At 67.6% G+C, this 25,474-nt stretch carries 25 protein-coding genes; 13 read left to right on the forward strand and 12 right to left on the reverse strand.

All coding sequences use genetic code 11. The features are described 5' to 3' along the window. Positions 1 to 6: 6 nt before the first annotated feature. Positions 7 to 792 carry an electron transfer flavoprotein subunit beta/FixA family protein gene (locus NP4_RS03050; RefSeq protein ID WP_062507412.1) on the reverse strand — a complete coding sequence of 262 codons (786 nt, stop codon included), beginning with the start codon at positions 790 to 792 and terminating at the stop codon, positions 7 to 9. Between the two features lie 185 nt (positions 793 to 977). Here NP4_RS03050 and NP4_RS03055 point away from each other — a divergent pair, with 185 nt between their 5' ends. The 5 genes from NP4_RS03055 (at position 978) to NP4_RS03075 (ending at position 6,287) form a co-directional block, all read left to right on the forward strand. After that, positions 978 to 1,745: a class I SAM-dependent methyltransferase gene (locus tag NP4_RS03055; protein WP_067991365.1), complete on the forward strand. Its 768-nt coding sequence runs from the start codon at positions 978 to 980 to the stop codon at positions 1,743 to 1,745. Positions 1,746 to 1,749: 4 nt separating this feature from the next. Then, the gene (locus NP4_RS03060) at positions 1,750 to 3,264 is read left to right on the forward strand and encodes a 1,4-alpha-glucan branching protein domain-containing protein (RefSeq protein ID WP_067991368.1); all 1,515 of its coding nucleotides are present in this window, start codon (positions 1,750 to 1,752) and stop codon (positions 3,262 to 3,264) included. Continuing rightward, on the forward strand, positions 3,261 to 4,523 hold the full coding sequence (locus tag NP4_RS03065) for a glycosyltransferase family 4 protein (RefSeq protein WP_067991371.1): 1,263 nt from the start codon (positions 3,261 to 3,263) through the stop codon (positions 4,521 to 4,523). The genes NP4_RS03060 and NP4_RS03065 overlap by 4 nt, the downstream gene beginning before the upstream one ends. Before the next feature lie 179 nt (positions 4,524 to 4,702). Beyond that, positions 4,703 to 5,668, forward strand: a complete 966-nt coding sequence (locus NP4_RS03070; RefSeq protein ID WP_067991375.1) for an ArsR/SmtB family transcription factor — start codon at positions 4,703 to 4,705, stop codon at positions 5,666 to 5,668. A gap of 37 nt (positions 5,669 to 5,705) precedes the next feature. After that, complete coding sequence (locus tag NP4_RS03075) at positions 5,706 to 6,287, forward strand: PadR family transcriptional regulator (RefSeq protein ID WP_082875467.1); 582 nt, start codon at positions 5,706 to 5,708, stop codon at positions 6,285 to 6,287. Here the strand turns inward: NP4_RS03075 and NP4_RS03080 are convergent, their stop codons facing one another. After that, entirely contained in the window at positions 6,288 to 7,145 is an 858-nt protein-coding gene (locus NP4_RS03080) for a VC0807 family protein (protein WP_147287834.1), read from the reverse strand. A 67-nt stretch (positions 7,146 to 7,212) separates the two neighbouring features. On the opposite strand from NP4_RS03080, the gene NP4_RS03085 reads away from it, so the two are divergent. The 3 genes from NP4_RS03085 (at position 7,213) to NP4_RS03095 (ending at position 9,626) form a co-directional block, all read left to right on the forward strand. Next, complete coding sequence (locus NP4_RS03085) at positions 7,213 to 7,707, forward strand: MarR family winged helix-turn-helix transcriptional regulator (protein ID WP_067991383.1); 495 nt, start codon at positions 7,213 to 7,215, stop codon at positions 7,705 to 7,707. Between the two features lie 153 nt (positions 7,708 to 7,860). After that, positions 7,861 to 8,682: a GNAT family N-acetyltransferase gene (locus NP4_RS03090; RefSeq protein ID WP_067991387.1), complete on the forward strand. Its 822-nt coding sequence runs from the start codon at positions 7,861 to 7,863 to the stop codon at positions 8,680 to 8,682. A 2-nt stretch (positions 8,683 to 8,684) separates the two neighbouring features. Next, positions 8,685 to 9,626 (forward strand): lysophospholipid acyltransferase family protein, encoded by a 942-nt coding sequence (locus NP4_RS03095; protein ID WP_245996949.1) that lies wholly within the window; start codon positions 8,685 to 8,687, stop codon positions 9,624 to 9,626. On the opposite strand, the gene NP4_RS03100 is transcribed toward NP4_RS03095, so the two are convergent. Further along, a complete protein-coding gene (locus NP4_RS03100) occupies positions 9,623 to 10,108 on the reverse strand; it encodes a GNAT family N-acetyltransferase (protein WP_067992062.1) in 486 nt (161 codons plus the stop codon). The two genes, NP4_RS03095 and NP4_RS03100, sit on opposite strands and share 4 nt — an antisense overlap. Before the next feature lie 265 nt (positions 10,109 to 10,373). Here NP4_RS03100 and NP4_RS03105 point away from each other — a divergent pair, with 265 nt between their 5' ends. Then, entirely contained in the window at positions 10,374 to 11,369 is a 996-nt protein-coding gene (locus NP4_RS03105) for a Gfo/Idh/MocA family protein (protein WP_067991390.1), read from the forward strand. On the opposite strand, the gene NP4_RS03110 is transcribed toward NP4_RS03105, so the two are convergent. From NP4_RS03110 to NP4_RS03125, 4 genes are all read right to left on the reverse strand, one after another. Continuing rightward, positions 11,330 to 12,688 (reverse strand): MFS transporter, encoded by a 1,359-nt coding sequence (locus tag NP4_RS03110; RefSeq protein ID WP_067991393.1) that lies wholly within the window; start codon positions 12,686 to 12,688, stop codon positions 11,330 to 11,332. The two genes, NP4_RS03105 and NP4_RS03110, sit on opposite strands and share 40 nt — an antisense overlap. Positions 12,689 to 12,710: 22 nt before the next feature. Beyond that, positions 12,711 to 13,094, reverse strand: a complete 384-nt coding sequence (locus tag NP4_RS03115) for a hypothetical protein (protein WP_147287835.1) — start codon at positions 13,092 to 13,094, stop codon at positions 12,711 to 12,713. Between the two features lie 208 nt (positions 13,095 to 13,302). After that, a complete protein-coding gene (locus NP4_RS03120; RefSeq protein ID WP_067991399.1) occupies positions 13,303 to 14,199 on the reverse strand; it encodes an alpha/beta fold hydrolase in 897 nt (298 codons plus the stop codon). 39 nt (positions 14,200 to 14,238) lie between these two features. After that, the gene (locus NP4_RS03125; RefSeq protein ID WP_082875469.1) at positions 14,239 to 15,141 is read right to left on the reverse strand and encodes a helix-turn-helix domain-containing protein; all 903 of its coding nucleotides are present in this window, start codon (positions 15,139 to 15,141) and stop codon (positions 14,239 to 14,241) included. Positions 15,142 to 15,639: 498 nt separating this feature from the next. Between NP4_RS03125 and NP4_RS03130 the strand changes: the two genes are divergently transcribed. Together NP4_RS03130 and NP4_RS03135 are read left to right on the forward strand one after the other, a co-directional pair. After that, the gene (locus tag NP4_RS03130; protein ID WP_067991404.1) at positions 15,640 to 15,957 is read left to right on the forward strand and encodes a hypothetical protein; all 318 of its coding nucleotides are present in this window, start codon (positions 15,640 to 15,642) and stop codon (positions 15,955 to 15,957) included. Between the two features lie 220 nt (positions 15,958 to 16,177). Next, positions 16,178 to 16,969: an SAM-dependent methyltransferase gene (locus tag NP4_RS03135; RefSeq protein ID WP_067991407.1), complete on the forward strand. Its 792-nt coding sequence runs from the start codon at positions 16,178 to 16,180 to the stop codon at positions 16,967 to 16,969. 268 nt (positions 16,970 to 17,237) lie between these two features. Here the strand turns inward: NP4_RS03135 and NP4_RS03140 are convergent, their stop codons facing one another. Continuing rightward, the gene (locus NP4_RS03140; protein WP_067991410.1) at positions 17,238 to 18,425 is read right to left on the reverse strand and encodes an erythromycin esterase family protein; all 1,188 of its coding nucleotides are present in this window, start codon (positions 18,423 to 18,425) and stop codon (positions 17,238 to 17,240) included. An 89-nt stretch (positions 18,426 to 18,514) separates the two neighbouring features. Between NP4_RS03140 and NP4_RS03145 the strand changes: the two genes are divergently transcribed. After that, the gene (locus NP4_RS03145) at positions 18,515 to 19,210 is read left to right on the forward strand and encodes a MerR family transcriptional regulator (protein WP_067991413.1); all 696 of its coding nucleotides are present in this window, start codon (positions 18,515 to 18,517) and stop codon (positions 19,208 to 19,210) included. A 42-nt stretch (positions 19,211 to 19,252) separates the two neighbouring features. Next, the gene (locus NP4_RS03150) at positions 19,253 to 21,712 is read left to right on the forward strand and encodes an ATP-binding protein (RefSeq protein ID WP_067991417.1); all 2,460 of its coding nucleotides are present in this window, start codon (positions 19,253 to 19,255) and stop codon (positions 21,710 to 21,712) included. Positions 21,713 to 21,725: 13 nt separating this feature from the next. On the opposite strand, the gene NP4_RS03155 is transcribed toward NP4_RS03150, so the two are convergent. The 4 genes from NP4_RS03155 to NP4_RS03170 form a co-directional block, all read right to left on the reverse strand. After that, entirely contained in the window at positions 21,726 to 22,244 is a 519-nt protein-coding gene (locus NP4_RS03155) for a MauE/DoxX family redox-associated membrane protein (protein ID WP_067991420.1), read from the reverse strand. Next, positions 22,241 to 22,684, reverse strand: a complete 444-nt coding sequence (locus NP4_RS03160; RefSeq protein ID WP_067991424.1) for a S26 family signal peptidase — start codon at positions 22,682 to 22,684, stop codon at positions 22,241 to 22,243. Before NP4_RS03160 ends, NP4_RS03155 begins: the two co-directional genes overlap by 4 nt. Before the next feature lie 344 nt (positions 22,685 to 23,028). Beyond that, the gene (locus tag NP4_RS03165) at positions 23,029 to 24,840 is read right to left on the reverse strand and encodes an ABC transporter ATP-binding protein (protein ID WP_082875470.1); all 1,812 of its coding nucleotides are present in this window, start codon (positions 24,838 to 24,840) and stop codon (positions 23,029 to 23,031) included. Further along, positions 24,837 to 25,331, reverse strand: a complete 495-nt coding sequence (locus NP4_RS03170; RefSeq protein ID WP_067991427.1) for a TlpA family protein disulfide reductase — start codon at positions 25,329 to 25,331, stop codon at positions 24,837 to 24,839. The genes NP4_RS03165 and NP4_RS03170 overlap by 4 nt, the downstream gene beginning before the upstream one ends. Positions 25,332 to 25,474 lie beyond the last annotated feature (143 nt).

A 25,474-nucleotide genomic window follows, 5' to 3' on the forward strand; every position in this document is an offset into this window, starting at 1 on the left:
GCGGAATCAGATGATCTTCTGACCGATGAGGTACTGGGCGATCTGCGAGCCGCCCTCTCCCTCGTCGACGATCTTCTCGCCCGCCGTGCGCGGCGGCTTCGGGGTGACACCGGAGACCGCGGAACCCGCGTTGCCCACACCGACGGTCGACGGGTCGATGCCCAGGTCGGCCAGGGTGAAGGTCTGCACTTCCTTCTTCTTCGCGGCCATGATGCCCTTGAAGGAGGGGAAGCGCGGCTCGTTGATCTTCTCGGTGACCGAGACGATGGCCGGCAGCGAGGCCTCGAGCTTGAAGATGCCCTCGTCGGTCTCGCGCTCACCGGTGATCTTGTCACCGTCGACGGCCAGCTTGCGCAGATGCGTCAGCTGCGGAATGCCCAGGTACTCGGCGATGATCGCCGGGACAGCGCCCGCGCGGCCGTCGGTCGCCTCGTTGCCGGCGATGACCAGCTCGATGCCCTCGATCTGGCCCAGCGCACCGGCCAGGACCCACGCGGTCTGCACGGCGTCGGAGCCGTGGATCGCGTCGTCCTTGACGTGGATGGCCTTGTCGGCGCCCATGGACAGCGCCTTGCGGATGGCCTCGGTGGCACGCTCGGGACCCATCGCGAGCACGGTGACCTCGCCGCCCTGGGCCTCCTTGATCAACAGGGCCTCTTCGACGGCACGCTCGTTGATTTCGTCCAGGATGGCGTCGGCGGCCTCGCGGTCGAGGGTGTAGTCGCCATCGGACAGCTTGCGCTCGGACCAGGTGTCGGGAACCTGCTTGATGAGTACGACGATGTTCGGCATTGGTCTTCGTCGACCTCCTGTTCTGGTGGCACGTGGGTGGGGTCGCACGTAGGCCGTACGTCCACGAATAGCTCGTGCACGGACATTACCCTACGTTAAGTTACTCATGGGTAACTTACGGTGTGATGTTCTCCATCGCCACTCCGAGTCCTCGTGTGCTACGGCCAGCCGCTAACGTCGAGTGAATGAGTGAGGCCGTACCCGTGGATCCGCTGCCGCTGACCGGTGAGCGGACCGTGCCGGGTATCCCCGAGGAGAACTACTGGTTCCGCCGTCACGAGATCGCCTACGCGCGGCTGCTCGATCGCTGCGCGGGGCGCGTGGTGCTCGAGGCCGGATCGGGGGAGGGCTACGGCGCGAATATGATCGCCGAGGTCGCCGCCCGCGTGATCGGCCTGGACTACGACGCCAGCGCGGTGGACCATGTGCGGGCGGCCTATCCGCGGGTGGAGATGATCCAGGGCAATCTGGCCGAGCTGCCGTTCGAGGACGCCTCGGTCGATGTGGTGGTGAATTTCCAAGTCATCGAACATCTCTGGGATCAGGCGCAGTTCCTGCGCGAATGCCTGCGGGTGCTGCGGCCGGGCGGCGCGCTGCTGATCAGCACGCCCAACCGGATCACCTTCTCCCCGGGCCGCGATACGCCGTTGAACCCCTTCCACACTCGCGAACTCGATGCCGCCGAGCTGTCGGAGCTGTTGGAACAGGCCGGATTCCGCGTCGAACTCATGAGCGGCGTGCACCACGGCCCGGAACTGATCGCGCTGGACGCCAAATGGGGCGGCTCGATCATCGATGCCCAGATCGAGCGGGCGCTGGCCGGTGAGCCCTGGCCCGCCGAACTGGCCGCCGACGTCGCGGCCGTGCGGACCGACGATTTCGTCCTGCGCACCGACGATATCGACGCGAGCCTGGATCTGGTCGCCGTCGCGGTGAAGTCCGAAGATCGGTGAATCGTTGAGCGACAACGCCGTCCCGGGCCAGTTCACCCTGGTACTGCATTCCCATCTGCCGTGGCTGGCCCATCACGGTCGCTGGCCGGTGGGTGAGGAGTGGCTCTATCAGTCCTGGGCCGCATCCTATCTTCCAGTCGCGCGGGTGCTGAGAAACCTTGCCGCCGAAGGGCGTTCGCATCTACTCAGCTTCGGCATCACCCCGGTGCTGGCCGCCCAGCTCGACGATCCGCACAGTCTGTCGGCCATGCATCACTGGCTGGGCAATTGGCGGCTGCGCGCCGACGAGGCCGCGATGGCGGGCAATCCGACGCTCGGGCATTACGAGCATCGGCTCGCGACCGACGCGCTGGCCGATTTCGAACTGCGCTGGCGGCACGGCGGTTCGCCGGTCTGGCGCGAGCTGATCGATGCCGAGGCGATCGAACTGCTGGGCGGTCCGCTCGCCCACCCGTTCCAGCCGCTGCTGGACGCGCGGCTGCGCTCGTTCGAACTGACCGAGGGCCTGGCCGACGCCCGGCAGCGTTGGGGTCATACGCCCGCGGGTATCTGGGCGCCCGAATGCGGTTTCACGCCCGGGATGGAAACGACCTATGCCGCCGCGGGTGTGACGCATTTCATGGTCGACGGTCCCGCACTGCGCGGCGATACGACGCTCGGGCGGCCGGTGTGGGATTCACCGGTGCTCGCCTTCGGCCGGGATCTGCAGGTCAGCTATCGGGTGTGGTCGCCGAAATCCGGTTATCCGGGCCAGGCGCAGTACCGCGACTTCCATCACTACGACCACGACACCGGTCTCAAACCCGCCCGTGTCACCGGTAAGCAGGTGGCCGGTCCGGACAAAGCTCCCTACGACCCCGAACTCGCCGCGACCGCGGTGCGCCGCGATGTCGAGGATTTCGTGCGGACCGTGCGTGAGCGCCTGATCGCCGAATCCGAGCGCATCGGCCGCCCGGCGCTGGTGGTGGCCGCATTCGACACCGAACTGTTCGGGCACTGGTGGCACGAGGGCCCGCAGTGGCTCGAACAGGTGTTGCGCGCGCTGCCCGAGGCCGGGGTCACCGTGGGCACCCTCGCCGACGCGCGCGATCGTGGATATGTCGGCGAGCCGGTGCAACTCGCCGATTCCTCATGGGGTTCGGGTAAGGATTGGCGAGTCTGGGCCGGTGATCAGGTGCAGGATCTGGTCGAGCTGAATGCCGAGGTCGTACGGCTGGCGCTGGATACGCTCGACAAGATGCGGGTGCAGGCCGACGGCTCGCGCGATCGCGTGGCCGATCAACTGCTGCGCGAGGCGATCCTGGCCGTGTCCAGTGATTGGGCCTTCATGGTCAGCAAGGACTCCGCGGCCGGTTACGCTCGCGACCGCGCCCATCAGCACGCCCATGCCGTCCGGGAGATCGCCGCCGCCGTCGCGGGCGGCCAACTCGCCAAAGCCGGGCAGTTGGCGGCAGGATGGTACGCGGCCGACGGACTGTTCCCGGCGCTCGATGCGCGCCGCCTCGAAGGACCCGCATGAAAATTTTGATGGTGTCGTGGGAGTACCCACCGGTTGTCGTCGGCGGGCTGGGCCGCCACGTACACCACCTGGCCACCGAATTGGCCGCCGCCGGGCACGAGGTGGTCGTGCTGGCGCGCCGTCCGATGGGCACCGACTCCTCGACCCATCCCACGCACACCTTCATCGAGGACCGCGTCCTGGTCGTCGCGGTCGCGGAGGATCCGCCCTGCTTCGACTTCGGTGACGACATGCTGGCCTGGACGCTGGCCATGGGTCACGCGATGGTCCGGGCGGGAATCGCGCTGAGCAAGCCGGGTATCGCCGAGGGCTGGACCCCCGATGTCGTGCACGCCCACGACTGGCTGGTCGCCCATCCGGCGATCGCGCTGGCCGAACACTACGACGTGCCTCTGGTGTCGACGATCCACGCCACCGAGGCCGGTCGGCACAGCGGCTGGGTGTCGGGCAAGGTCAACAAGCAGGTGCATTCGGTCGAATGGTGGCTGGCCCGCGAATCCGACGCGCTCATCACCTGTTCGACCTCCATGCAGGACGAGGTCGAGCGACTCTACGGACCGGAGAATGTGCCGGTCACGGTCATTCGCAATGGAATCGACGTGGGCGCGTGGACCTTTCGCGAGCGCGCGCCGCGTTCGGGTCCGCCGCGGCTGCTCTATGTCGGGCGGCTGGAATACGAGAAGGGCGTTCAGGACGCGATCGCCGCGCTGCCCCGGATCCGCCGAGCGCATCCGGGCGCGACACTGACCGTCGCCGGTGTCGGCACCCAATTCGACTGGCTGCGTGAACGCGCCCGCGTGCATCGAGTCGCCCGCGCGGTGAATTTCGCCGGGCGCCTGGACCATACGGAACTGCTCGGTTGGTTGCACGGGGCCGACGCGATCGTGCTCCCGAGCCGCTACGAACCGTTCGGCATCGTCGCCCTCGAGGCGGCCGCCGCCGGAACCCCGCTGGTCACCTCGACCGCGGGCGGGCTGGGCGAGCTGGTGATCGACGGTGTGACCGGCGCGTCGTTCGAACCCGCGGATGTGAACGGTCTCGTGGAGGCCGTCATCGCGGTACTCGACGATCCGATGGCCGCCCAGGACCGGGCCCTGGCCGCCCGCGAACGCCTGACCGCGGACTTCGCCTGGGAGGTCGTCGCCGCGGAGACGATCCAGGTGTACCAGGCCGCCAAGCGCCGGGTACGCAATCCGCTCGGTCGCCCGACGATCGTGGAACGACCTCTGCCGGAACGCGATCCGAACAATCCCCTCTGATTCGCCCCGCCGTCCTCCGAACCTCGACGGGCGCGGAGGACTCCCCTCACAGCGGAGCTTCCTGGCAGTTTTTGAAATCCCTTACCACTCATACCTTTTGGGATGATGTTTTCATGGTGGTCGACCGCTGTGCGATGGTTTAAGCTCTGGCTGAATCCTCGATATGGAGGCGGCGCAGTATGTTGCGAATCCATTGCACTGCTGATGATCTTCTTCGGGTATCCATCGCGGAGCAGCCACTACCGCTGACGGAACTCGCGATCGCGGTCGCGATGCTGCAGCGCCGGGATTCGCATCCGATCTTCACCCCTTGGCGGCGGCAGGTCTCGCGGATGCTGCCGCCGCGGGCTCGTCCACTGCTGCAATTGATCTCGCCGCTGGGCGTGGGCCCGGATTTCCTCGAACCGCCCACCCCGGATGTCGAGGAGGGTATCGAGCTGGTCATGACGACCCCGCGGCAGACGGTCTCGGCCGAACTGCAGCGGATGTGCTCGATCGATCGCCCGCAGACGCTGTGGCTGACTCAGCTGGCCGAACAGGATCGCGAGGCATGGGACGATCTGTACCAGGCGCTACGCGCGGCCTACACCACGATCCTCGCCCGCCAGTGGCCGCGGCTGCGCACCGCCTTCTACGCCGAAACCGCTTGGCGGACGCGCATTCTGGCGCGCGACGGCCTGCGCGCGGCGCTGTCGGGCACCGACACCTCGGTGCGCTGGCGCGGCACCACCCTCGAGGCGGATTCGCCACACGAGCTCACGGTCAGCACGACCGGTCAGGGCATTCTGCTGTATCCCAGTCTGCTGTGGTCCGATCATCCGCTGGTGGCGTTCCTGCCCGACGGCCGCTTACTGCTGGTGTATCCGTCGACCACCCCGCTGCCGCTGGTGGACGCCGAGGAGGAGCCCGCCGACTCGATCGCGGCCCTGCTCGGGGTCACCCGCGCGCGGGCGCTGCAGTCGGTGATCCAGCAGCGCACCACCACCGAACTGGCCCTGGATCTGGGCCTCACCATCGGTGCGGCGTCCATGCAGGCCAAGGCCCTTCGCGAGGCGGGGCTGATTACCTCCCAGCGCGACGGCAAGGCCGTATGGCATCAGTGCACCGCGCTCGGGATCGATCTGCTCAGCGCCAACCGCCGCTGAGCCCCGGCCTCCTGGCCGCGCGGGATAACCTGCGGGTATGGGTGTGCCTACGACTCGGATGCTGGTGCTGGCGGTGGTGCGGATGCTGCAGCCGGTGCACGGCTACGACGTGCGACGGGAATTGCTGTCCTGGCATGCCGACGAATGGGCCAATGCCAAGCCCGGTTCCATCTACGGCGCGTTGAACACCCTGCAGCGCGAGGGTCTGATCGCGGTCGAGGGTGTGGGACAGGACGGTGCGCGGCCGGAGCGCACGAGTTATCGCATGACGCCGGAGGGCGAGAAGACGCTCGATGACATGATCCGCGAGTCGCTGTGGTCGACCGAGCAGCCGAAACACCCCTACTACGCGACGATCGCGCTGTTTCCGCAGGCCGATCGCGACGAGGTGGTGGCGGCGCTGCGCGGCCGGATCGTGAAATTCGAGGCCGATCTCATCCGTCTCGAGCGCGACGTGCGGCGAATTCTCGCGGGGTCGGGCAATCCGCTCGAGGCCGCGCCGTACCACGTCGCCGATAATCTGCAGCTGGTCGCCGAACATACCCGGGCGGATCTGGAGTGGTCGCGAAAGACCTTGCGGCGCATAGAGAGCGGCGAGTTGGATGTATGGGGCGGCTGATCAGCGATCGGCGGTGACCCGGCCGCGGGTCTCCGCGTCGAGCATGCGCTCGGCCCGGGGCGCCGACCAGGTGCGACCGATCACGAAGTACAGCGCCAGCAGCACGATCAGCGGCAGATTCGAGGTCAGCGCGGATTCGCCCACGCGGTCGGGCGGATAGCTGTAGATCACGGCGAGGCGCAGCCCGGCGTCGGCGAGCAGCACGAGGCCCAGCGCCGCGGTGAGCACCCGATAGATACGACGGAAGCGGGACGAGGCGGCCCACAGTCGGTCGAAGGCGGCGACGCGCGGGGGATCGCCCTCGGTGTGTACCGGTTTCAGGGCCACCTGCATGAAAGGCCCCGTGCCCCAGGCACTCACGAAGAAGTACACCCCGGCCAGCGCGATATAGAACGAGGCGCGGGCCAGTACGAAGCGGGCGTCACCGCTCAGCGAGGTCAGCACCACGCTCGCCACCACCTCGAGCAGCACCAGCACGGCGAAACCATCCAAGGGCCGGGGATTTTCGCTGCCGAAGCGCGTGTAGGCCAGATCGGTCACCACGATCACCGCCGCGACGATCGCGCCCGCGACCATGCTCGTGGTGTCGCTGTATCCGGCGAGATGGCAGCCCAGCAGCGCCGCACTGGGAATCAGCGCGGTCAGCAGAGCCGGGCCCCAGCGGAACCGGCCACCGATCCGGCCGCCCAGGGCCTTGGCCGCGACCACGCTGCCGCCGAGGGACAGCCGCAGCGCCGCGGGCAGCCCGGTCGGCGCGAGCACCGCGTACAGCACGGTCGGCAGCAAGAGATCGATGGCGAAATTGCCCACGGTCGCCAGGATCCGGACGGGCCTGGTACGCGATTCCCCCTGGAACATGAGCATCTCCTCGGTCAAAAAGTATCTTACTTACCAAGATAGTTAGAAGCTAAGGTATATTGAGCGTATGGCGCAAGAGGCAACGGAGAAGCAGGACGGGCTCGCCTTCGGGCGCGAGTTCGCGGCGGCCATGGTCAACTTTCACGCGGCGACGGGAAAGTTGTTGGGGCTCAGCGCATCCGAGCGAAAATGCATGGACACCCTGGATCGACTCGGCTCGGTGACGGCCGGTGCGATCGCCGAGCACACCGGGCTGACCACGGGTGCGGTCACCGGTCTGGTGGATCGGTTGGAGAAGTCGGGCTACGCCCGGCGCGTGCGCGATCCGCACGATCGCCGCAAGGTGCTGGTGGAGTTGGTGCCCAACGCTGAATCGCGCGCACTGCTCGGCGCGGTATTCGCGCCCTTCGGCGAGGATATGAGCGAGCTCTACGAGCGCTACACGCCGGAGCAGAACGCGGCCATTCTCGATTGGGTCCGCCGCACGACCGAGATTCTGATCGACCACACCCGGCGCATTTCCGCGCCCGAATTCCGTGCCACGGTGCTGGAGGGTCGGTGACCTGCTGAAAAGTGTGCGCCAGGCAAACTGGGCGAACCTGACGCATCGGCTCGGTGAACGCTGCGTGTGACGTGTATCTCGTTCACCGGACTGGCATTTGATCGACACTCACCGGTAGCCCCGGGGCCGATTCGGACTGGCTTCATCAGGAATATGACTACTACGTCAGTGCTGACCGGGGGCCGGGCCGGGGACGCCGGGGTGGGGCGGCCGCAGTACTCCCTGGTGGTGTCGTCCGATCTCGACCATCGTACGGCGGCCCAGCGGCTGCGCTATCAGGTGTTCGCCTCCGAGCCGGGTTTCGACATTCCCGAGAGCGCCGAGGGCCTGGACGCCGACCGGTTCGACGAGCACTGTGATCACCTGCTGGTGCGTGACGAGCTGACCGAACAGTTCGTCGGCTGCTACCGAATGCTGCCGCCGGACAAGGTTTCCGCCGCGGGCGGCTATTACAGCGCCACCGAATTCGACCTCACCGATATGGATCCCGCGGGCCGGCGGATCGTGGAGATGGGCCGCGCCTGCGTGGTACCGGATCACCGCAACGGTTCGGTGCTGACCCTCATGTGGGCGGGCATCCTGCACTACATCCAGCTCACCGGTTACGACTGGGTGATGGGCTGCGTCTCGGTGCCGATGGCCGAGACCCCCGGCGAAGCGCCCGGCGTGAACGTGCGCGGCGTGCGAGATCTGTTGCTGGCCAAGCACGCCTGCGATCCCGCCCAGCGGGTGCGCCCGCACAATCCGGTGGTTGTCGACGGCCACACCCTCGACGAGCTGGTTCCGCCCGCCCGCCCCAAGCTGCCGCCGCTGCTGCGCGGCTATCTGCGCCTGGGCGCGGAGATCTGCGGTGAACCCGCACACGATCCCGCCTTCGCCGTCGCCGACTTCGTCGCGCTGCTGGGACTGGACACCATCAACACCCGCTATCTGGAGCGGTTGCAAAGCGCCGCGAACACTTTCGACGGACGGTGAACATGACCCCCGCACTGCTGTCACCCACCACCGGATCGCTGGCCTGTCCGCCCGCGGCCCCGGTGCACGCGTGGATGCCGTCGAGCCCGTGCGGGCCGAGCTGCGTCGAGATCGCCCCCGCCGCCGGAACCGTGCGCACCGCCGCGCGGGTGCTCGGCGTGGTCGGATTGCTGTTCGCCTTCCCGGTTCTCAATCTGGCCACGCCCAAGCGGCGCCGGGTCGGATTGCAACGGCGCTTCGCCCGTGCGGCGCTGCGCTGCTGCGGGATTCGGCTGCGGATCGTCGACCAGCGCGGGCCGCTGGCCGACGCGGATCGCGGCACGCTGGTGGTGGCCGGACATGTCGGCTGGAGCGATGTCCTGGCGTTGGCGGCGGTGAATCCGATGGGCTTCGTGGCCCGCGCGGATCTGATCGACTGGCCGGTGCTCGGCAAGCTGGCCCGGCTGATGCGGGTCATCCCGATCGAGCGCGAGCGGCTGCGGCAGCTGCCCGGGGTGATCGACGCCATGGCGCAGCGCCTGGTGGCGGGGGAGCGGATCGCCATGTTCCCCGAGGGCACCACGTGGTGCGGTCGCGCGCACGGCCGCCCGCGTGCGGCGCTGTTCCAGGCCGCGGTCGACGCCGAGGTCGCGGTGCAGCCGATTCGGTTGCGCTACCTCGATTCCGACGGCGAGCTGTCGACCGTGCCCGGCTTCGTCGGCGTGGACACCTTCCTCGATTCGGCCCGGCGGGTGTTGCGCTCCAAGGGTGTGGTCGCCGAGATCACGCTGCTGCCGCTCGAGCAGCCCGGCGCCGATCGTCACGATCTGGCTCGCCGGTGCGAGAAGGCCATTCGCGGCGAGGAGAAGATCGTGGACATCGACGCGCACGCCACGGCCGTCGGCACCGGTCCCACCCGCGAGATCGTTCCCGATATCGTCGAGCTCGACCGCTCGGCCCGCTAGCCGAGCCGCAGTCGCATACCCGGATCGTCCTGCCGCACGAAACCCAGTGCGGTGTAGAGCGGTTCGCCGTATTCGGAGGCATTGAGGTCGACCAGCAGCACGCCCTGGTCGCGGAACCAGTCCAGCAGGGCGACCATACAGGCGCGTGAATACCCGCGCCGCCGCTGATCGGCCTCGGTCGCGACGCTGAAGACATAGCCGCGCACACCGGACGGATTGTGCGGCGAGGGCAGCAGATGTTCGACGACGCCGACGGCACATGCCGCGAGCGTGCCGGGGGCATCGGATCGATCGACCACGAATGCGGTCATCGATCCGTTCGGGTCGGCCAATTCCTTGGCCAGGATTTCGGCGGCTGCCGCTCGCCAGTCCGGCGCGCCGGGGGCCGATTCGCGCAGCGCCTCCAGCGACTCCAACATCACCGCCCGCAGCCGCACCAATTCCGCCGCATCCGCAACCACTGCCTGTCTCGCCGTCGCCATGATCGCGACCATAGTCATCGACGAACCCAGTGCGCCAAGCCTTTTCCGCCGCCGAAGCTACGCGATACCGCCCGTCGGGCCCGGCGCCACGACATCGGCCGTCAGCGCTGCCGCGTTCGGCTGTGTGCACATCATCTTCGGCAGCTGGTTCTCGGTGCCTCCGCCGAACATTCGGTGTATGGGATCCTGGTGTTCACCATCGACCTGGGCGGTACTTCTATCACGGCTCCGCACCGGCGTCGCGATCGGTACTACCATCGCTGGGGTGACCGAGATCGGGCCGGTGCGAATCGGAATTCTGGGCGCGGCACGCATCGCGCCCATGGCGTTGATCAGGCCCGCGCGGGCGAATCCGGAGGTGGTCGTCGCCGCGGTCGCCGCGCGGGATCCGTTGCGCGCCCGCGCATTCGCGACCAAGCACGGCATCGAGGCGGTCCACGACAGCTATGACGAGCTGCTCGCCGCCGACGATATCGACGCCGTCTACAACCCGCTGCCCAACGGCCTGCACGGCCGGTGGACCCGTGCCGCGCTGGCCGCTGGCAAACATGTGCTGTGCGAGAAGCCGTTCACCGCCAATGCCGCCGAGGCGCGCGAAATCGCCGAGCTGGCAGCGAGTTCCGATCGCGTGGTGATGGAGGCGTTCCACTACCGCTACCACCCGCTGACCGAGCGGGCCGAGCAGATCATCGCCTCGGGGGAGCTGGGCGAGCTGGTGCGGGTGGAGACCGCGCTGTGCTTCCCGCTGCCGAAGTTCTCCGATATCCGCTACGACTACTCGCTGGCGGGCGGCGCGCTGATGGACGCCGGATGCTATGCGGTGCACATGGCCCGGGTCTTCGGCGGCGAAACCCCCGAAGTGGTTTCGGCGCAGGCGAAGTTGCGCGACCCTCGCGTCGATCGGGCCATGACGGCCGAGCTGCGCTTCCCGAGCGGGCACACCGGCCGGGTGCGCTGTTCGCTGTGGTCGCGGGATCTGGTGAACATCGGCGCTCACATCATCGGTGATCGCGGCCGCATGCGCGTTCTCAATCCCATTGCGACACAACTGTTCAGCAGGCTGTCGGTGCGACTGGAGCAGACCAGCCGGGTGGAACGCTTCCCGCGCCGCACCACCTACTCCTACCAGCTCGACGCCTTCGCCGCGGCCGTGCTGCGCGGCGAGGCGGTGCCGACCGGACCCCGGGATTCGATCGAGAACATGTCCGTCATCGACGCGATCTACCGCGCCGCGGGACTGCCGCTGCGCGAACCCAGCTGAGCGCCGCCCGGCGGACGGATCGGCGCCACCACCGCCAGGCCCACGACCAGTACCACCAGAATGCCCACGATTCCGGCGCGATCGGCGTCGAAGACCCAGACGAAGAGGCCGAAAAGGCTTGGGGCGAGGAATGATACGGCGCGGCCGGTGGTGGTGTAGAGGCCGAACAGCTGGCCCTCGCGCCCGGGCGGGCAGAGCCGGGCGAGAAAGGATCGGGCCGAAGCCTGGGCCGGGCCGACGAAGACGGTCAGCAGCAGGCCGAAGACCCAGAACAGCACGGGCCCGGACACGATCAACAGAGCGACGCCGCATACCGTCATCGCCGCCAGCGAGACGACAATGACCCGCTTGGGCCCGCCGCGATCGTCGAATCGGCCCGCGACGATCGCGCCGAGGGCGGCAACGACATTCGCGGCGACGCCGAACAGCAGCACATCCGAATCGGCGATCCCGTACACCCGCACCGCGAGGACCGCGCCGAAGGTGAACACCCCCGCCAGCCCGTCGCGGAATATCGCACTGGCGACCAGGAATTCGACGACGCGCCGATCGGCGGCCCACAGCTCGCGCAGATCTCGCCACAGCACGCGGTACGACCCGAACAAACCCGCGGTCGCCGCGCCCGGATCTGCGTCGGTGCGCGGCAATTCGGGCACCGCGAACAGCACCGGCAGGGCGAAGACCGCGAACCAGAGTGCCGCCAGCAGCGCGACCAGCCGGATGTTCAGACCGTCCGCGGTGGCCACCGCGAACAGTCCGCGGTGGTCGCCCGAACCGGCGATGAAACCGAAGTAGCTGATCAGCAGCAGGAAGATGCCGCCGAAATAGCCCATGGACCAACCGAATCCGGAGACCCGCCCGACCGTCTCAGGGGTGGACACCTGGCGCAGCATCGCGTTGTAGGGCACACCGGCCAGTTCGAAGGTGGCCGAGGCGAACGACAGCAGCACCAGGCCGAGCCACAGATAGTGGTAGTCGTCGCGGACGAAGAACATCGCCGCCATCGCCGCGACGGTCAGCGCGGTCAGAACGGCAAGGGAGCGTTTGCGTTCGGCCGACGCGTCGAAGCGCTGCCCGCTGACCGGGGCGGTGAGCGCGACGATCAGACCCGCGATTCCCAGCGCCCAGCCCAGCCACGCGCTGGCCGAAATCCCGCCCGGCAGATCCTCGCCCACCTTGTCGGTGAGATATACCGAGAATACGAATGTGAGGATCACCGCGTTGAAGGCCGAGGAGCCCCAGTCCCACAGCGACCACGCCACCACCTGCCCGCGCCCGGCCGCCTGACCGACCGCGGCCGTGGCGTTCACTTCGGTCATGCGCGCAGCCTAAGCGGTTTCCTCACCAGGGGCCGATGAAATGCTCCAGGCTCGCCAGCAGCAGCGCACCGAGTAGCGCGAGGCCGAATCCCGCTGCGACCGACAGTGCCAGCGCCCGTAGCAGACTCGTCCCCGTGGACCGCGTGATGAGCCCGCCCGCCACCGCGCCCAGGACCGCCAGCAGCACACCGCCGCCGATCACCAGGTAGAACACCGACGCGGCGGCCGCGTTCAGGGCATCGCCCGCGCCGGTGGCGTAGTCGCCGAAGGGGATCGGGAACCGATAGACGATCGCCACGAGCGCCGCGGCGATCGGCGCGGTGAGGACCGCGGCGAGGGCACCCCACGCCATACCCGCCCAGACCGCGAGGCCCGTCGTTCGAGGCTTGCGTGGTTCTCCGGTCACGACCACGATCCTAGAGTGTGCGAATGAACGCCCGTTTCGTCCGTTTTCGGGCTGTTGGTGCGGGCCCGGCTCTGAGGTAGCCGTCACCGGACGGCTGGCCCGATTCGCCTCGTTCACCGATCCCGACGGCAACGGGGTCGGATTGGTATGCCAGTTATAGCCCCGCCCGTGCGGACCGCCGTGATGCGCATACCGCGACATCGACGCCTCAGGGGCGGGTGAGGCTGTCGAGTACCGCGCGATTGAACTCGTCGGGATTCTGCAGCATGCCGAAATGGCTGACATTCGGCAGGATTCGGAGTTGGGCGTGTGGAATGGTTCGGGCCAGATACTCGGTGTGCGAGCGCTCGATGGCCTCGTCGTATTCGCCGTCGGCGATGGTGATCGGCACGGTGATGGCCGACAATTGCGCGGCGGTGTAGTTGGGCTGGGTCTCCCACATATGCGTGATCTGGGCGACGAAGCCGTCGTACTGGTCCGGGGTGGGGGACAGGCGCTGGTATTCGGTGCGCGCGCGGTCGATGTAGCGGACGAAGTTCGGATTGTCGGTGCCGTGCGGAATCAGGCCCGACAGATCGGAATTGGCGCCGTAGGCGAAGACCTTGCCGAGTCGTTCGGGGTGATTGATCGCCAAGTTCAGCCCGATGATGCCGCCGTCGCTCCAGCCGACCAGATCCACCCGGGACAGCCCGAGCTGATCGAGCAGGGCGAGCACATCGGCGGACATGAGGTCGTAGCTGTAGGGTTCCGCGGTCCGGGTACTGCGTCCGTGTCCGCGGCTGTCGGCCACGATCACCCGATATCCGGCACGAACCAGCGCGGGTACCTGATAGTTCCAGTACTCGCCGCTGCCCAGTCCGCCGTGCAGCAGCAGCACCGGCCGTCCCTGCCCGTAGTCGGCGTAGTACATCTCGATCCCGTCGACCGCCGCGTATCCGCTGTGTCCGCCCGCGGGCGTCGCCCCCAGCGCCGGAAGCGTCTGCCACACCGGCGGACTGGGCTCCGTACGAGTCGAACACCCTTGCGCCGCAACGAATCCGACCAGCAATGCGAATGCGGTCACGACGATCGACAACCGGGCGCGGCCACGCGGGAAACGGTTCATCCCGATACTGTGCAACATTCCGGCGGTCGCGTCGACGGTTCAATTCCGCGGATTGCTGCGCCGGGCGACCTGGAACTGTTCATAGGGCCGCATCGGCTGCACGGGTCGCAGGAACCGGTAGGTGCACTGCACGATCTCACCGGTGATCGGATTGCGCAGCAGTACCACGTCGTCGTTCGTCTCGGCCTTGGTGAGCTCGGCGGCGAAGAATCGGACGAAATCCTTGGGCGCCTGCGAATAGCAGAAGTTGAAGATCTCGTCGAGGCGCTGCTGCGGGACCAGGCCGGGTCCGGTGACCCGCAGCAGATACACCAGGCGCGTGGCGACGGCCTGCCAGTTGACCAGCAGATCGCGCGCGGGCCTGGTCATGATCCACTCGACCAGGTTGGTGGGCCGGGCGGCGGCGGGATCGGCCGGGGCGAGGCTGGGAACCAGGCGTTGCGCGAGTCGGTTGGCGGCCAGCACATCCAGATGCGGGAAACTGAAGTAGTAGGCGGGATTGATGATCGTCTCGAGATGATCGAGGTCATCGTTGTTGACGGTCGGCGGCCACGTGCCAACCTGGAGGGTGTCGATGCCGTTGAGCACCAGTGAGGTCACCTTGCGCAGCATCCAGTCCGGCAGATCCAGCGCATGACACCACGCGACCAGGCTCTCGGTCCCCGGGTTGCGTTGACCCGCCTCCCATTTCCGCAGCGACGACAGGGTGGTCGTGGCGGCGAGGGCGACCTCCTCCTGCGTCAGTCCCAAGGCCTCGCGCCTGCGGCGCAGATACACCCCGATCTCCGGTCGATCGCAGACCCACGAAAGTTTTTGGCGGCGCTCCCGGTCCGATAGCGACGGTCGATCGAGCCATCGGGGAGTGGGCCCTTGGTGCGTGGGGGGTGACGGCGCCCCGATCTGCATAGCCAACCTCTCTGCACATGCAACTTCGCGGCTCATATATGCGGGGCGAGGGCGAAAGTTACTGTTAGCTCGATCACAGGGTTTCGGCGCTGGTGGAGTCGATCTTGTTGTGGCACTGAGACATTTTGTGTTACCGGCGGGGTCCGGGGGGTCACGGTGGAGATCTTGTGCGTGCGAAAGTACCTCACTACCAGCATGTTTCGGGTGTCGGAACAGATGGTAACAATTCGGTCCCGACCGCTCTGTTCGTCGGTTGCCCAGTGCTTGCGAGCGACGATTCGGTGCCGTTTTTCGGCGGTGCGTCGATGATCGAACTCATTGGTGGAGAGAGTATTCGGCGGTTCGCAGCGGTCGTATTGCCGAACCGTCGCTGAAAACGCCCGCGCGGACTTCTGATCCGCTTAACAGACTTGCGAGCTGGTCATCCGTCCTGCACAGTTCGGACCGTATCGGGGACCTGAGGATCAACTGAGAAGACGTTGTGAAGTCGCTGTGTGTCGTCCTCGGCCCACTGAAGTTTCGGGAGGAGTAGGCATGAGCACGACGAACGAGGATGATTCGCGGTGTAGTTCGACCAGGAGCGGTCGCCCCCGCTCGATCAATCGCTGGCCCGCGCTGCGGCACCCCGGCTCCTATGCCTGTGCCTTCTGCGGCAACACCATTCCCGCGGCCAGCGCCGACCTGCGAACCCTGAAGATCTCCACCCCCGGCGAACGCGGCGCGCAGGAGCTGTTCGTCCACCGGGCCTGCCTGGTGTCGCGCCTGCACACCGCCATACCTCTGGGTCAGACCCTCGAGGGCTGCACCGGCTGCTTCCGGACCTGGTCCGAGCATCCCGCGGCCACCTGCTGACCCGATCGAACCCCTTCCACCGCCACCGATATCGGTTCGGGGATCGATCGGCGGGCGGCGGAAGGTAGCGGGGACCGACCGCAGACGGTTCTCGCCCCCGACCGGACCCACCCTCTCGGCCACGAGGGGTGGGTTCGGCTGGGCCTACTTCCATTACTCCGGCCCGCGGTTCTGGCATCCTGGGTGTTGTTGGGGCAGAAGGCGGTCGAGGGGAGGTGTGATGGTCGAGGGCAGACCGGCGCCGGAGGGCGTCGACCCGTCGACGCCGAATGTGGCCCGGGTTTATGACTACATGCTGGGCGGCAAGGACAATTACGAGGTCGATCGGCAGGTTGCTCAGCGCATGCTGAAAGTCGCCCCCGATACCCGGCTGACGGCCTGGTTCTGTCGCCAATTCCTCATCAAGATCACCGAAATCGCCGCCGAAGCGGGTGTCGACCAGTACGTCGACCTGGGCGCCGGCATCCCGACCAGTCCCGCGGTCCACGAGGTCGCCCGCAAATACGACGCGGACGCCCGCGTGGCCTTCGTCGACTACGACCCGGTCGTCTACGCCCACGCCAATGCCATGCTCGCGGGCGAGGTCGGCGTGACCCCGATGCTGGCCGACGTCCGCCGGATCGATGACCTGATCGCCCGATTACCCGCCGAGGCCGGGATCGACTTCGCGCGACCGGTCGCCATCGTGATCGTCGGAGTGCTGCACTACATCATGGACGACGAGGGTCCGGCCGAGATCATCGCGCGACTGCGCGAGGCGATGGCGCCGGGCAGCTATCTCGGTGTCACCCATGCCTCGGTCGACACCAGCCGGGCGTTCGTGGACCAGGTCGACAGCGTCACCGCGGGCAGTACCGCCCAATGCCGATATCGGACCGCCGACGAGGTGACCGAGCTGTTGGACGGATTCGACATCCTCGCCCCGGGCATTGTGCCGCTGCAGAACTGGCTCGACGACGAACTGCCCGCCACCGGTCTCGTGCTGCTCGGGGGTGTCTGCCGCAGGCCCTAGGTGGAAGACTTCGACTGTGCTGGCCTATCGCGGCGGGTTGCCCACGGCGCAGGCTTCTTCGACGGTCATTTCACGCGCGTCTGCAAGATGACCTTCGGTATGTCCCCGGCGATTCTGACCGGCGAGATGAAGTTCCGAGTCGACTCGTAGCAGGTTCGTCCAAGGAGCCCAGCCCGGTTTGCCCCGATCATGTTTCGGGTCGGCACCGCCGCCGTCACCGGGGCGGCCGGGTGGAGGGGTCCCGGTTGCCGCAGGTTTTCGTCAGGGCCTACCACTCCCAATGCTGTTCGCCGTCGGTATCGGCGATGAAGACCACCGCGTCGGCGCGGTCCACTTCTGCGGCGTCGAGCGGAATGTGGCCGCGCACAATCGGTTCGCCCGTGTCGACCGTCGAGGGCAGGGCCGCGCGCAGGGCCGGTGCCGGGAACAGCGTGCGGCGCGTGGTGGCCTCGGCCAATATCGCTTGGAAGGTGCCGGGTCGGTGATCGAGGCTGGCATCGGTGGCCACGAATGCGTAGCGATCACCCAGGGCGAGAGCGACCAGCGCTCCGGCACTGCCGCTCGCCCCGGCGGATTCGGTGCGCCGCAGAAGGATGTTGTGCGCGAAGGCCAGTGTCGGTCCGCGTCGCCGCTCCCGCGCCACGATCGCGAGCAGGTTCTGGGCCATCATCTCGGCGCGCAGGCTGAGCAGGATCGCGACGCGATCCGGTCCCGGGGTGGCCATCGCGGCGTGATAGCGCAGCAGGCCCAGTGCTGTGCGCGCGTGCGCGACGGCGTGGTCGTAGCCGGTCGGATCGGCGGGCCGCAGTCCGGGGGCCGCGCGGTGCAGCACGCTCACCAGATCGTCGGCGACGACGCGTAGCGCGCGAGCGCGATCGGAATCGCCGACCGATGCCGTCGGCTCGTATACCGCTGCCGGGTTCGTCCAGGCCGAATCCTCTCCCAGTAGGGTATCGAGGTCCAGGGCCGAGGCGGGGCGCAGCGCCGCGGGGAGATAGTCGAGGACCGCGGTCAGGAACCGACGCGGGCCGGGCGCGGCGGAGATCTCCAGGGGCGCGTCGAAGCCGTGAAAGCGGATGCGGTCCTGGGCGGCACGGCCGGAGTTGTAGTCCCGGAGCCATTCGACCAGTTCGCGGTTGCCCGGCACGGTGCCGAAACCGTGGCTGAAGCCGGTCGCGAGCACCGTTTCTATATCGGACTCTGCCCCGTTCACGTAATCGTCGACGACGGACGCGGCGAACAGGTCGGTCTCCAATGCGATGGAGCGGTAGCCGCGTTCGACGAGCTGGCCCAGGATTTCATTGCGCAGCAAGGGAAATGCGGCGATCCCGTGGACCGGTTCACCGAGGGCGAGCAGGATCGGCGGTGCGGTGAGCAATTCGTCGAGGGCACGGCCCAGACTCTCCGGATCGTCGAGGGAGCGGCCGAGGGCGTGCAGTGATGTGGCAGTGGACATGCCTTCGACAGTATCGTTGAAGATTCGAGTGAAACCCCTGCGAGGATCACCTGGAATTTCGACTCCAAAGCCTCAATCGGAGGTGCGAACTGCGACCCATCGACCTGGCCCGCGAACACGGTTTGTCCGCCCAGGCCGTCCGCAACTACGACGACGCGGGCATCCTCCCGCCGACCGAACGCAGCGCATCGGGGTACCGGCGCTATACGGCGCTGCACGCCCAGGCCCTGCGCGCCTTCGTCGCCCTGCGCGGCGGCCACGGCTACGAGCAGGCCGTGGAGATCATGCGCGCGGTCAATCGAGGCGATACCGAAGCCGCCTACCGGCTCATCGACGCCGCACATGTCGCGCTGCTCACCGAGCGCGATACCCGCGCCGAGGTCGCGGGCGCCCTCGGCGCGCTGTCCACCGCGGCACCCGCTCCGATCAACGGAAAGCCCCTGACCGTAGGCGAACTCGCGCGCCGACTCGACGTACATCCGGCAACGCTGCGCACCTGGGAGACCGAGGGCATCCTGCGCCCCGCACGCGACCGGGCGACGGGCTACCGCGAATACGGGCCGGACGGCGTGCGCGACGCCGAGATCGCCCGACAACTGCGTCGCGGCGGCTATCCGCTGCGCCAGGTCGCCCGGTTCATCGAATCACTGCGCGAGGCAGGCGGAACCGAGGCGCTGAGCGCCTTCCTGGAAAACTGGCAGGACCGATTGACCACCCGCAGCCGCGATCTGCTCGCCGGTGCGGCCCAACTCGACGCCTACCTCACGCTGCTCGACCGGCGCTGAATCGCGAATACCCATTCCCCGCCTCCCGCTAGTGTCGTCGTCATGTCGGTTTCGGCAGACGACTTCGTCGGACGTGAGCGCGAGCTGGATGCGATCGTCACACTGCTGCTGCGCAAAGCGCGATTGGTGACATTGCTCGGCCCGGGTGGAATCGGGAAGACGCGTTTGGCGGCGAAAGTCTCTCAGCGCCTACGCACATGCGACACACCCGTGTACTGGGTCCGCCTGGCTCGTCTGCCCGCCGACAGCGGCGACATCGCGGTCGAGGAGGAACTCGTCCGATCGGTGGTGACCACCGACTATTCCGGCCGCTCGCGATGCGAGGCCCTCGTCACGACCCTGTCGAAACGCGATGGGAAAGGGCGGCCGCGACAGACGGTGCTCGTCGTCGACAACTGCGAACATGTATTGCCCGGCGCGGGTCGTGTCATCGCCCGGCTGTTGGAAGCCGTTCCGGCGCTGTGCGTTATCGCGACCAGCCGTGAGGCCGTGGATTGGGTCGACGAATATCGGTTCGAGGTGCCGCCGCTGTCCCCGGATCAGGCGCTGCGGTTGTTCCGCGATCGCGCGGAGTTGACCGGACATCCGGTCGCGGACGCCGACGAGCTGAGTTGGGCCGCGCTGATCTGTCGCCGAATGGACTACCACCCCTTGTTCATTCGCCTGGCGGCCGGACGCCTCGCACGTCAGCCGTTGGCGATGATCGCCCGGCAATTGGGTGATGGTCCGGAGGGCGACCGTCGATTGGATTGGCCGCCCGGACCCGCCCATGGGGTCGAGGAGCGCCATCGCAGCATCGGCGATGTCATCGGCTGGTCCTATGCGCTGTGCGCGGACAAGGAGAAACTTCTCTTCGAGCGAATGGCGGTATTCGCCAGCGGGTACGACACCACTCCCGGCGCCACAGCGCCTTTCGATGTCGGTGCCGATCCGGACGCCATTCGAGCCGTCTGCGCCGATCCGGTCGAACTACCCGCCGCGGAGATCGAGACGTTGTTGGAGCGGCTTGCCGACCAATCGCTGATAGCGCGGCACCTCACGGCGACGGCGGTGCATTACTCGCTGTCGGAGAATCTGCGCGTCTACGCGCTGCAGCGGTTGCGCGCGCGGTCGGCGGCCGATGCGGACGAATACCTCAGCTACGCCGAACGCCATCGAAACTACTACCAGGACAAGATTTTACACGCGGCGGCGAACTACTTCGGACCGGACGAACGCGAACTGCTCGACTGGGCGGCGGCGGCCTGGAACAATATCATCATCGCGATCGAGCGCAGCCTGGTCCCGGGCGAGGGCGCGGTGCACGGACTCGAGATCTGTGTGGGCCTGCTGGTGCTGCGGCTGCCGTTCTTCAAGGGGTCCTTCCGCGAAATGCGTTCGTGGACCGAGCGCGCGCTCACCGCCACCGCGCGCATCGCAGCACCCCCGGCCGAGTTGCGGGTGACGGCGATGGCGCTGCTGGTGTGGATCATGTTGTGTCAGGGGCAGACCCGCGATGCCGAACGCCTGCTCGATGAATGCGGGCGGGCCTGTACGCCCGATCCCGAGTGGCGGCGCGCGCCGCAGGACGATCTCGGTCTGCCCGCCGTCGTGGATTTCGCGTGGGGCGTCGAACTGATGCTGGTGGGCAAGGATCCACTCGCGGTGACGGTGCTGGAACGCGCCCGCGCGAAATTCGATCGGGCCGGGAACATCTCGGGAGCGGTGCCGAGCCAGCAGTTCGCCGCGCTGGCGGCCTGTCTGCTCGGACCGCGCGAGCAGGCGCGGGATCTGGTACGACGCTATTTGGAACGAACTACCGCCGTGGGGATTTCGTGGACCAGACTCTGGGCCGAGCTGACCTGGTCGCTGGCGCTCACCCGGCTCGGCGATCTGGACGAGGCGCTCGCGCTGCAGCGTTCGGTGCTGGCGAATCTGCTGCCCAGCCGGGAGCAGTGGGCCGCACTGTGGGCGGTCCAGTTCCGAGCCTGGTCGCTGGCGCAGGTGATCGGCAATCGCGCCGCGTCGAATCGTTCTGCCGATCAACGCATTACGGCGGTGGCGACCGAGATAGCCGTGCTCGCGGGCGGCATCCGCACGCTGCGGACCGGGCTCGGCGTGGATATCGCGCAGTTGGGACCGTTCGACGATATCGCCACCGAATCCGTGCTCGTCGCCCGGAATGTACTCGGCCCCAGGGCCTTCGACGCCGCCGAACGGCGCGGCGCTGCGCTGCGGCCGGAATCGCACGAGGTCCACCGGCTCGCCCTGGGCGCCCTGCCGATGCCGCATACGCCGGAGCCGGTGCGCGGACAGCGCGGAACCTCGCCGCGCTGGACCGATCTCACCGCCGCCGAACGGGAGGTCGCGGCGCTGGTCGCCGCAGGCTGGACCAATTCCGCGATCGCCGCCCGGCGCGGCAGTTCGCGGCGCACCGTCGACGCGCATATGGCCAAGATCCTGCAGAAGCTCGAGATCACCTCGCGCGCACAGGTGGCCCGATTCCTGCCCGAACAGGCTTGATCCGACGCGGCATTCAGCGCAGCAGGTCGGCCACATCGTCGAGCCGGGTGGTCAGCAGGATGCCCGCGGCCACGGCCGGAGCCGCCACCGCGACACCGGCCGGTTCGTAGTGGTGGGCGTCGAGGGTGAGATCGACCAGCAGCCCGCCGAGCGCGATGACCCCCAGTGCGGCGCTGCGCATCGCGTGCCGGGCGCGAATCGGGGCGGTGGACGCGCCGAAACAGCGGCAGGGTGTGGTCGAGCCGCGTCGCAACGCACGGATCAGGGCGACGGTGAAACATCCCAGCAGCAGCGCGGCCAAGCCGAGGCCCACCCGGGCGGCCGGTTCGGCGATCAGCGCGCAGACGGTGATCGCCTCGATCGCGACGGTCGCCCCGGCCGCCCACCGGGCCGTTCGAGTATTCGCGCCCAGCAGCGCGCCCGTCGCCGTGACAAACTCCAGATACGCGGCGCGGCAACGTAATTTGCCCACCAGGGCCACCAGGAACACCCCCGCCAGCAGATACCGGCCCGACAACACAACGTAGATCATCCGGCCTGGCCCGAGGCCCGGGTGCGGCAGACCAGCGTGCCGACGAATCCGTCCGTGCCGTACGGCCCCCAGTTGCGCGAATCGCCGCCGAAGGGGTTGTCGCCGAACACCACCACCGAATCCCGCGGCACCAGACCTGAATCGTCGGTCGCCGGAACCTCGGCGGGCAGCGGGTCTCCGGGCAGCGCGACAACGCGTTTGACGTGCCAGCCGGGGCACTGCCACAGCGGCCCCCGGGCCGCCTCGGGGGCCGGCAGCACCACGACCCGGCCGCGGCGCAGGCCGGTGGGCCCGTGTCGGCGCACCAGAATCCGGTCGCCGTCGCGCAGCGTCGGTTCCATGCTGACGCCGGTGACATTCACCAGGACCAATATTCGCCGTGCGGCGAATATCGCGCCCGTCGCGGCGAGTAGCGCGGTGACCGCTCCGAACAATCTCATACTTCGTCTCCTGCAATTTTTCTTGCCGTTATCGAAAGCAATATGGTTATGATCTGTCCGCCGCCGGACGGGCCGGCGAGATATGAGGTGAACCCATGATCGGAATCGCGCGCAGGGCCGGTGACAGATTGCTGGCGAGGCTTGTGCCACAAATGGATGCGTCTGCCTGCACCGCGCCCGAACGGGAATGCTGGTGCGATCACGACAACAACTATCCGTCCTATTGCTGCCAAGAATGCCGCTATTGCCCGGGCACGGGTTACACCTGCGGTGGTTACGGCTGCCGCCAGGGCTGCCCCTGATCGAGGTCACCCGGTCCGGCCGCAGCGCCGGACCGGGGTCGGTCACCCGGTGCCCGCGATGGCGTAACCCTGTGCCTGCAGTGTGAACATCTGTGCATACTGCCCGTTCAGCGCCATCAGTGACGCGTGAGTGCCCTCCTCGGCTACCCGGCCCCCGTCGAGCACCAGAATCCGATCGGCGTCTCGCACCGCACCCAGCCGGTGCGAGACGAGCACACTCGTCCGGCCCGTCCGATGTGTTTTCAATCGCCGATGTATTCGATGCTCCGCCTCCGCGTCGAGGCCGGATCCCGGCTCGTCCAATATCAGCAGTTCCCGGTCGTCGCGCATGAGGGTGCGGGCGATGGCAATTCGCTGCCATTGCCCGCCCGATACTGTCACGCCGTGCTCCGCATCATTCTTGTCGGTCTCCTTGAAAAATATTCTGCTGAGCATCGTGTCGTAACCGTGCGGCAGGGTCTCGATCTTCTCCGATACCCCGGCCTCGGTGGCCGCCCGGGCGATTTTATGTCGATCCGAAAGTGCGGGCAGGTCGCCGATTCCGATATTCTCGGCCACCGTGAGGTCGTATTCCATGAAATCCTGGAACAGGACCCCGAGTCGACGTCGCAACTCCGTGATCGGCACATCGCGAATGTCCACGCCGTCCCACAGGATCGCGCCGCGATCGGGTTCGTAGAAGCGGCACAGCAGTTTGATCAGCGTGCTCTTGCCCGCGCCATTGCGCCCGACCAGCGCGAGCGACTCACCGTGCGCGATCCGGGCGTCGAGTCCCCGCAGTACCCAGGGCTGCGACCGGTCGTACCGGAACCAGATGTCGACCAGGTCGATACCGGAGGTCAGGGTGGGCAGCGCCGCGGGCAGTGCGGGCACGGGCCGATCCGACGGCATATTCACCACGCGCACATAGTGATCCAGCTGCAGTAGTCCCCGATGCGCGCCGCTGATCTTGGTGACGAGACCGGACAGCGCCGCCTGCGCCGCCGCGACCGCGGTGACGAAGGCCGAGACATCGCCGATCGACAACCGGTCCCGGCTCGCGGCGTACACCGCCCAGGCCAGTCCGCCCGCGGCGATCGCACTGCCGAGTGCGGCCAGCGCGGCCTGCACCCGCAGCTGCCGCCGATCCAGATCGCGCTGGGCGTGATTGGTCGCCTCGATCGTCGCGAGGACCCGCTCGCGGAAGAAGTCCACGAGGCCGAACAGCCGAATCTCCTTGACCGCCCTGACATCACTGTTGAGCGCCGACAGTTGGAACTGCCGCCTGCTCGACGCCGACATGGTGTCCAGCATTGCGGCGAATCGGCGCGACAGCGACAGCTGCGCGAAGAACACCGGCGCCGCCGACAGCATCAGCACGAGCGCCATCGCCGGGGCCAGCAGATACACCGTGGCGAGCAGTCCGGTCAGCGACACCAGATCGCGCACCGCGGCGAACAGGCCGGTGGTCGCTGGCGCGACCGCGTTCGAGGTGCTCTGCTGCGCCGAGCGAATACGGTCGAGCAGCCGCGGATCCTCGAATCGCTCCAACCCCTGGAAATCACCGACCGCCGTGAACAGCCGATCGTTCATCAGTAGATATGCGCGCCGATTCAATTCGGCCCGAACGTATTCGGCGATCCGCGGTTCGCAGGCCCCGAGCAGCCCCGCCGCCGCGAGCACCGCGACGGCCGTGATCAACTGTCGCGAGGGCCCGTGCTCGGCGAGGCCGTCCATCATGAACTTGGTCGACCATGTCACCGCCGAGGCAAGGAATCCGCCGATGAGCGTGATCACGACCTGGACGAGGGTCAGTCCCCGCCCCGTCGCCCAGCACAGCCGCCACGCGGTCCGCAGCCGCGACCACACCGTCACGCGACGCCCGCGGCCAGCGCGGCGAGCGAATGCCGCGCCGCCACGATCGTCCCGGACTTGTCCAGCAGCAACAACTGCGGAAACGAGCGCACACCCAACTCCTCGGCGAGCGCGCCGCCGATCGGCTCCTCGATCACGGTCGGCGCATCGCCGAGCGCGGTGAGCAAGCGCGCCCGCTCGGCTTGCGCCCCCGACCCCGGCGTCAGAATCGCCACCCGCTCCGCATCGGGATGGCGCGCGAACTCCGCCGCCTGCTCCTCGCACGGCGCGCAGCCCGCGGAGAAGAACCCGACGAGCCGAATCGCCCCGCTCGCCGCGAACCGCGGCAACCGTCGCCCGAGCAACTGCTCCCGGTCGCCCGCCCCGCCCGCCGCGGGCATCGCCAGCCGCTCCTCGTGAATCCGCAAGCGCCGCAACACGGCAAAGGTGATCAGCAGATTGAGAACCACCAGGACGGTGAGGACGACGACAGCGGCGACAACATAGGGCATGGGAGCAGCGTCGGCGAATAGGTATGCCGAGGACATCGGTATCCGACGAGCTCCGAGCGCGCCAGCCCTCCGGTAAACGCAACAAATTTGCTTTAAGTCCGTCGTAGGGCTAACGTCTGCTAAAGCAAATATTTAGCTTTTGA

Source organism: Nocardia pseudobrasiliensis NBRC 108224, assembly GCF_001613105.1.
Classification (GTDB): Bacteria; Actinomycetota; Actinomycetes; order Mycobacteriales; family Mycobacteriaceae; genus Nocardia; species Nocardia pseudobrasiliensis.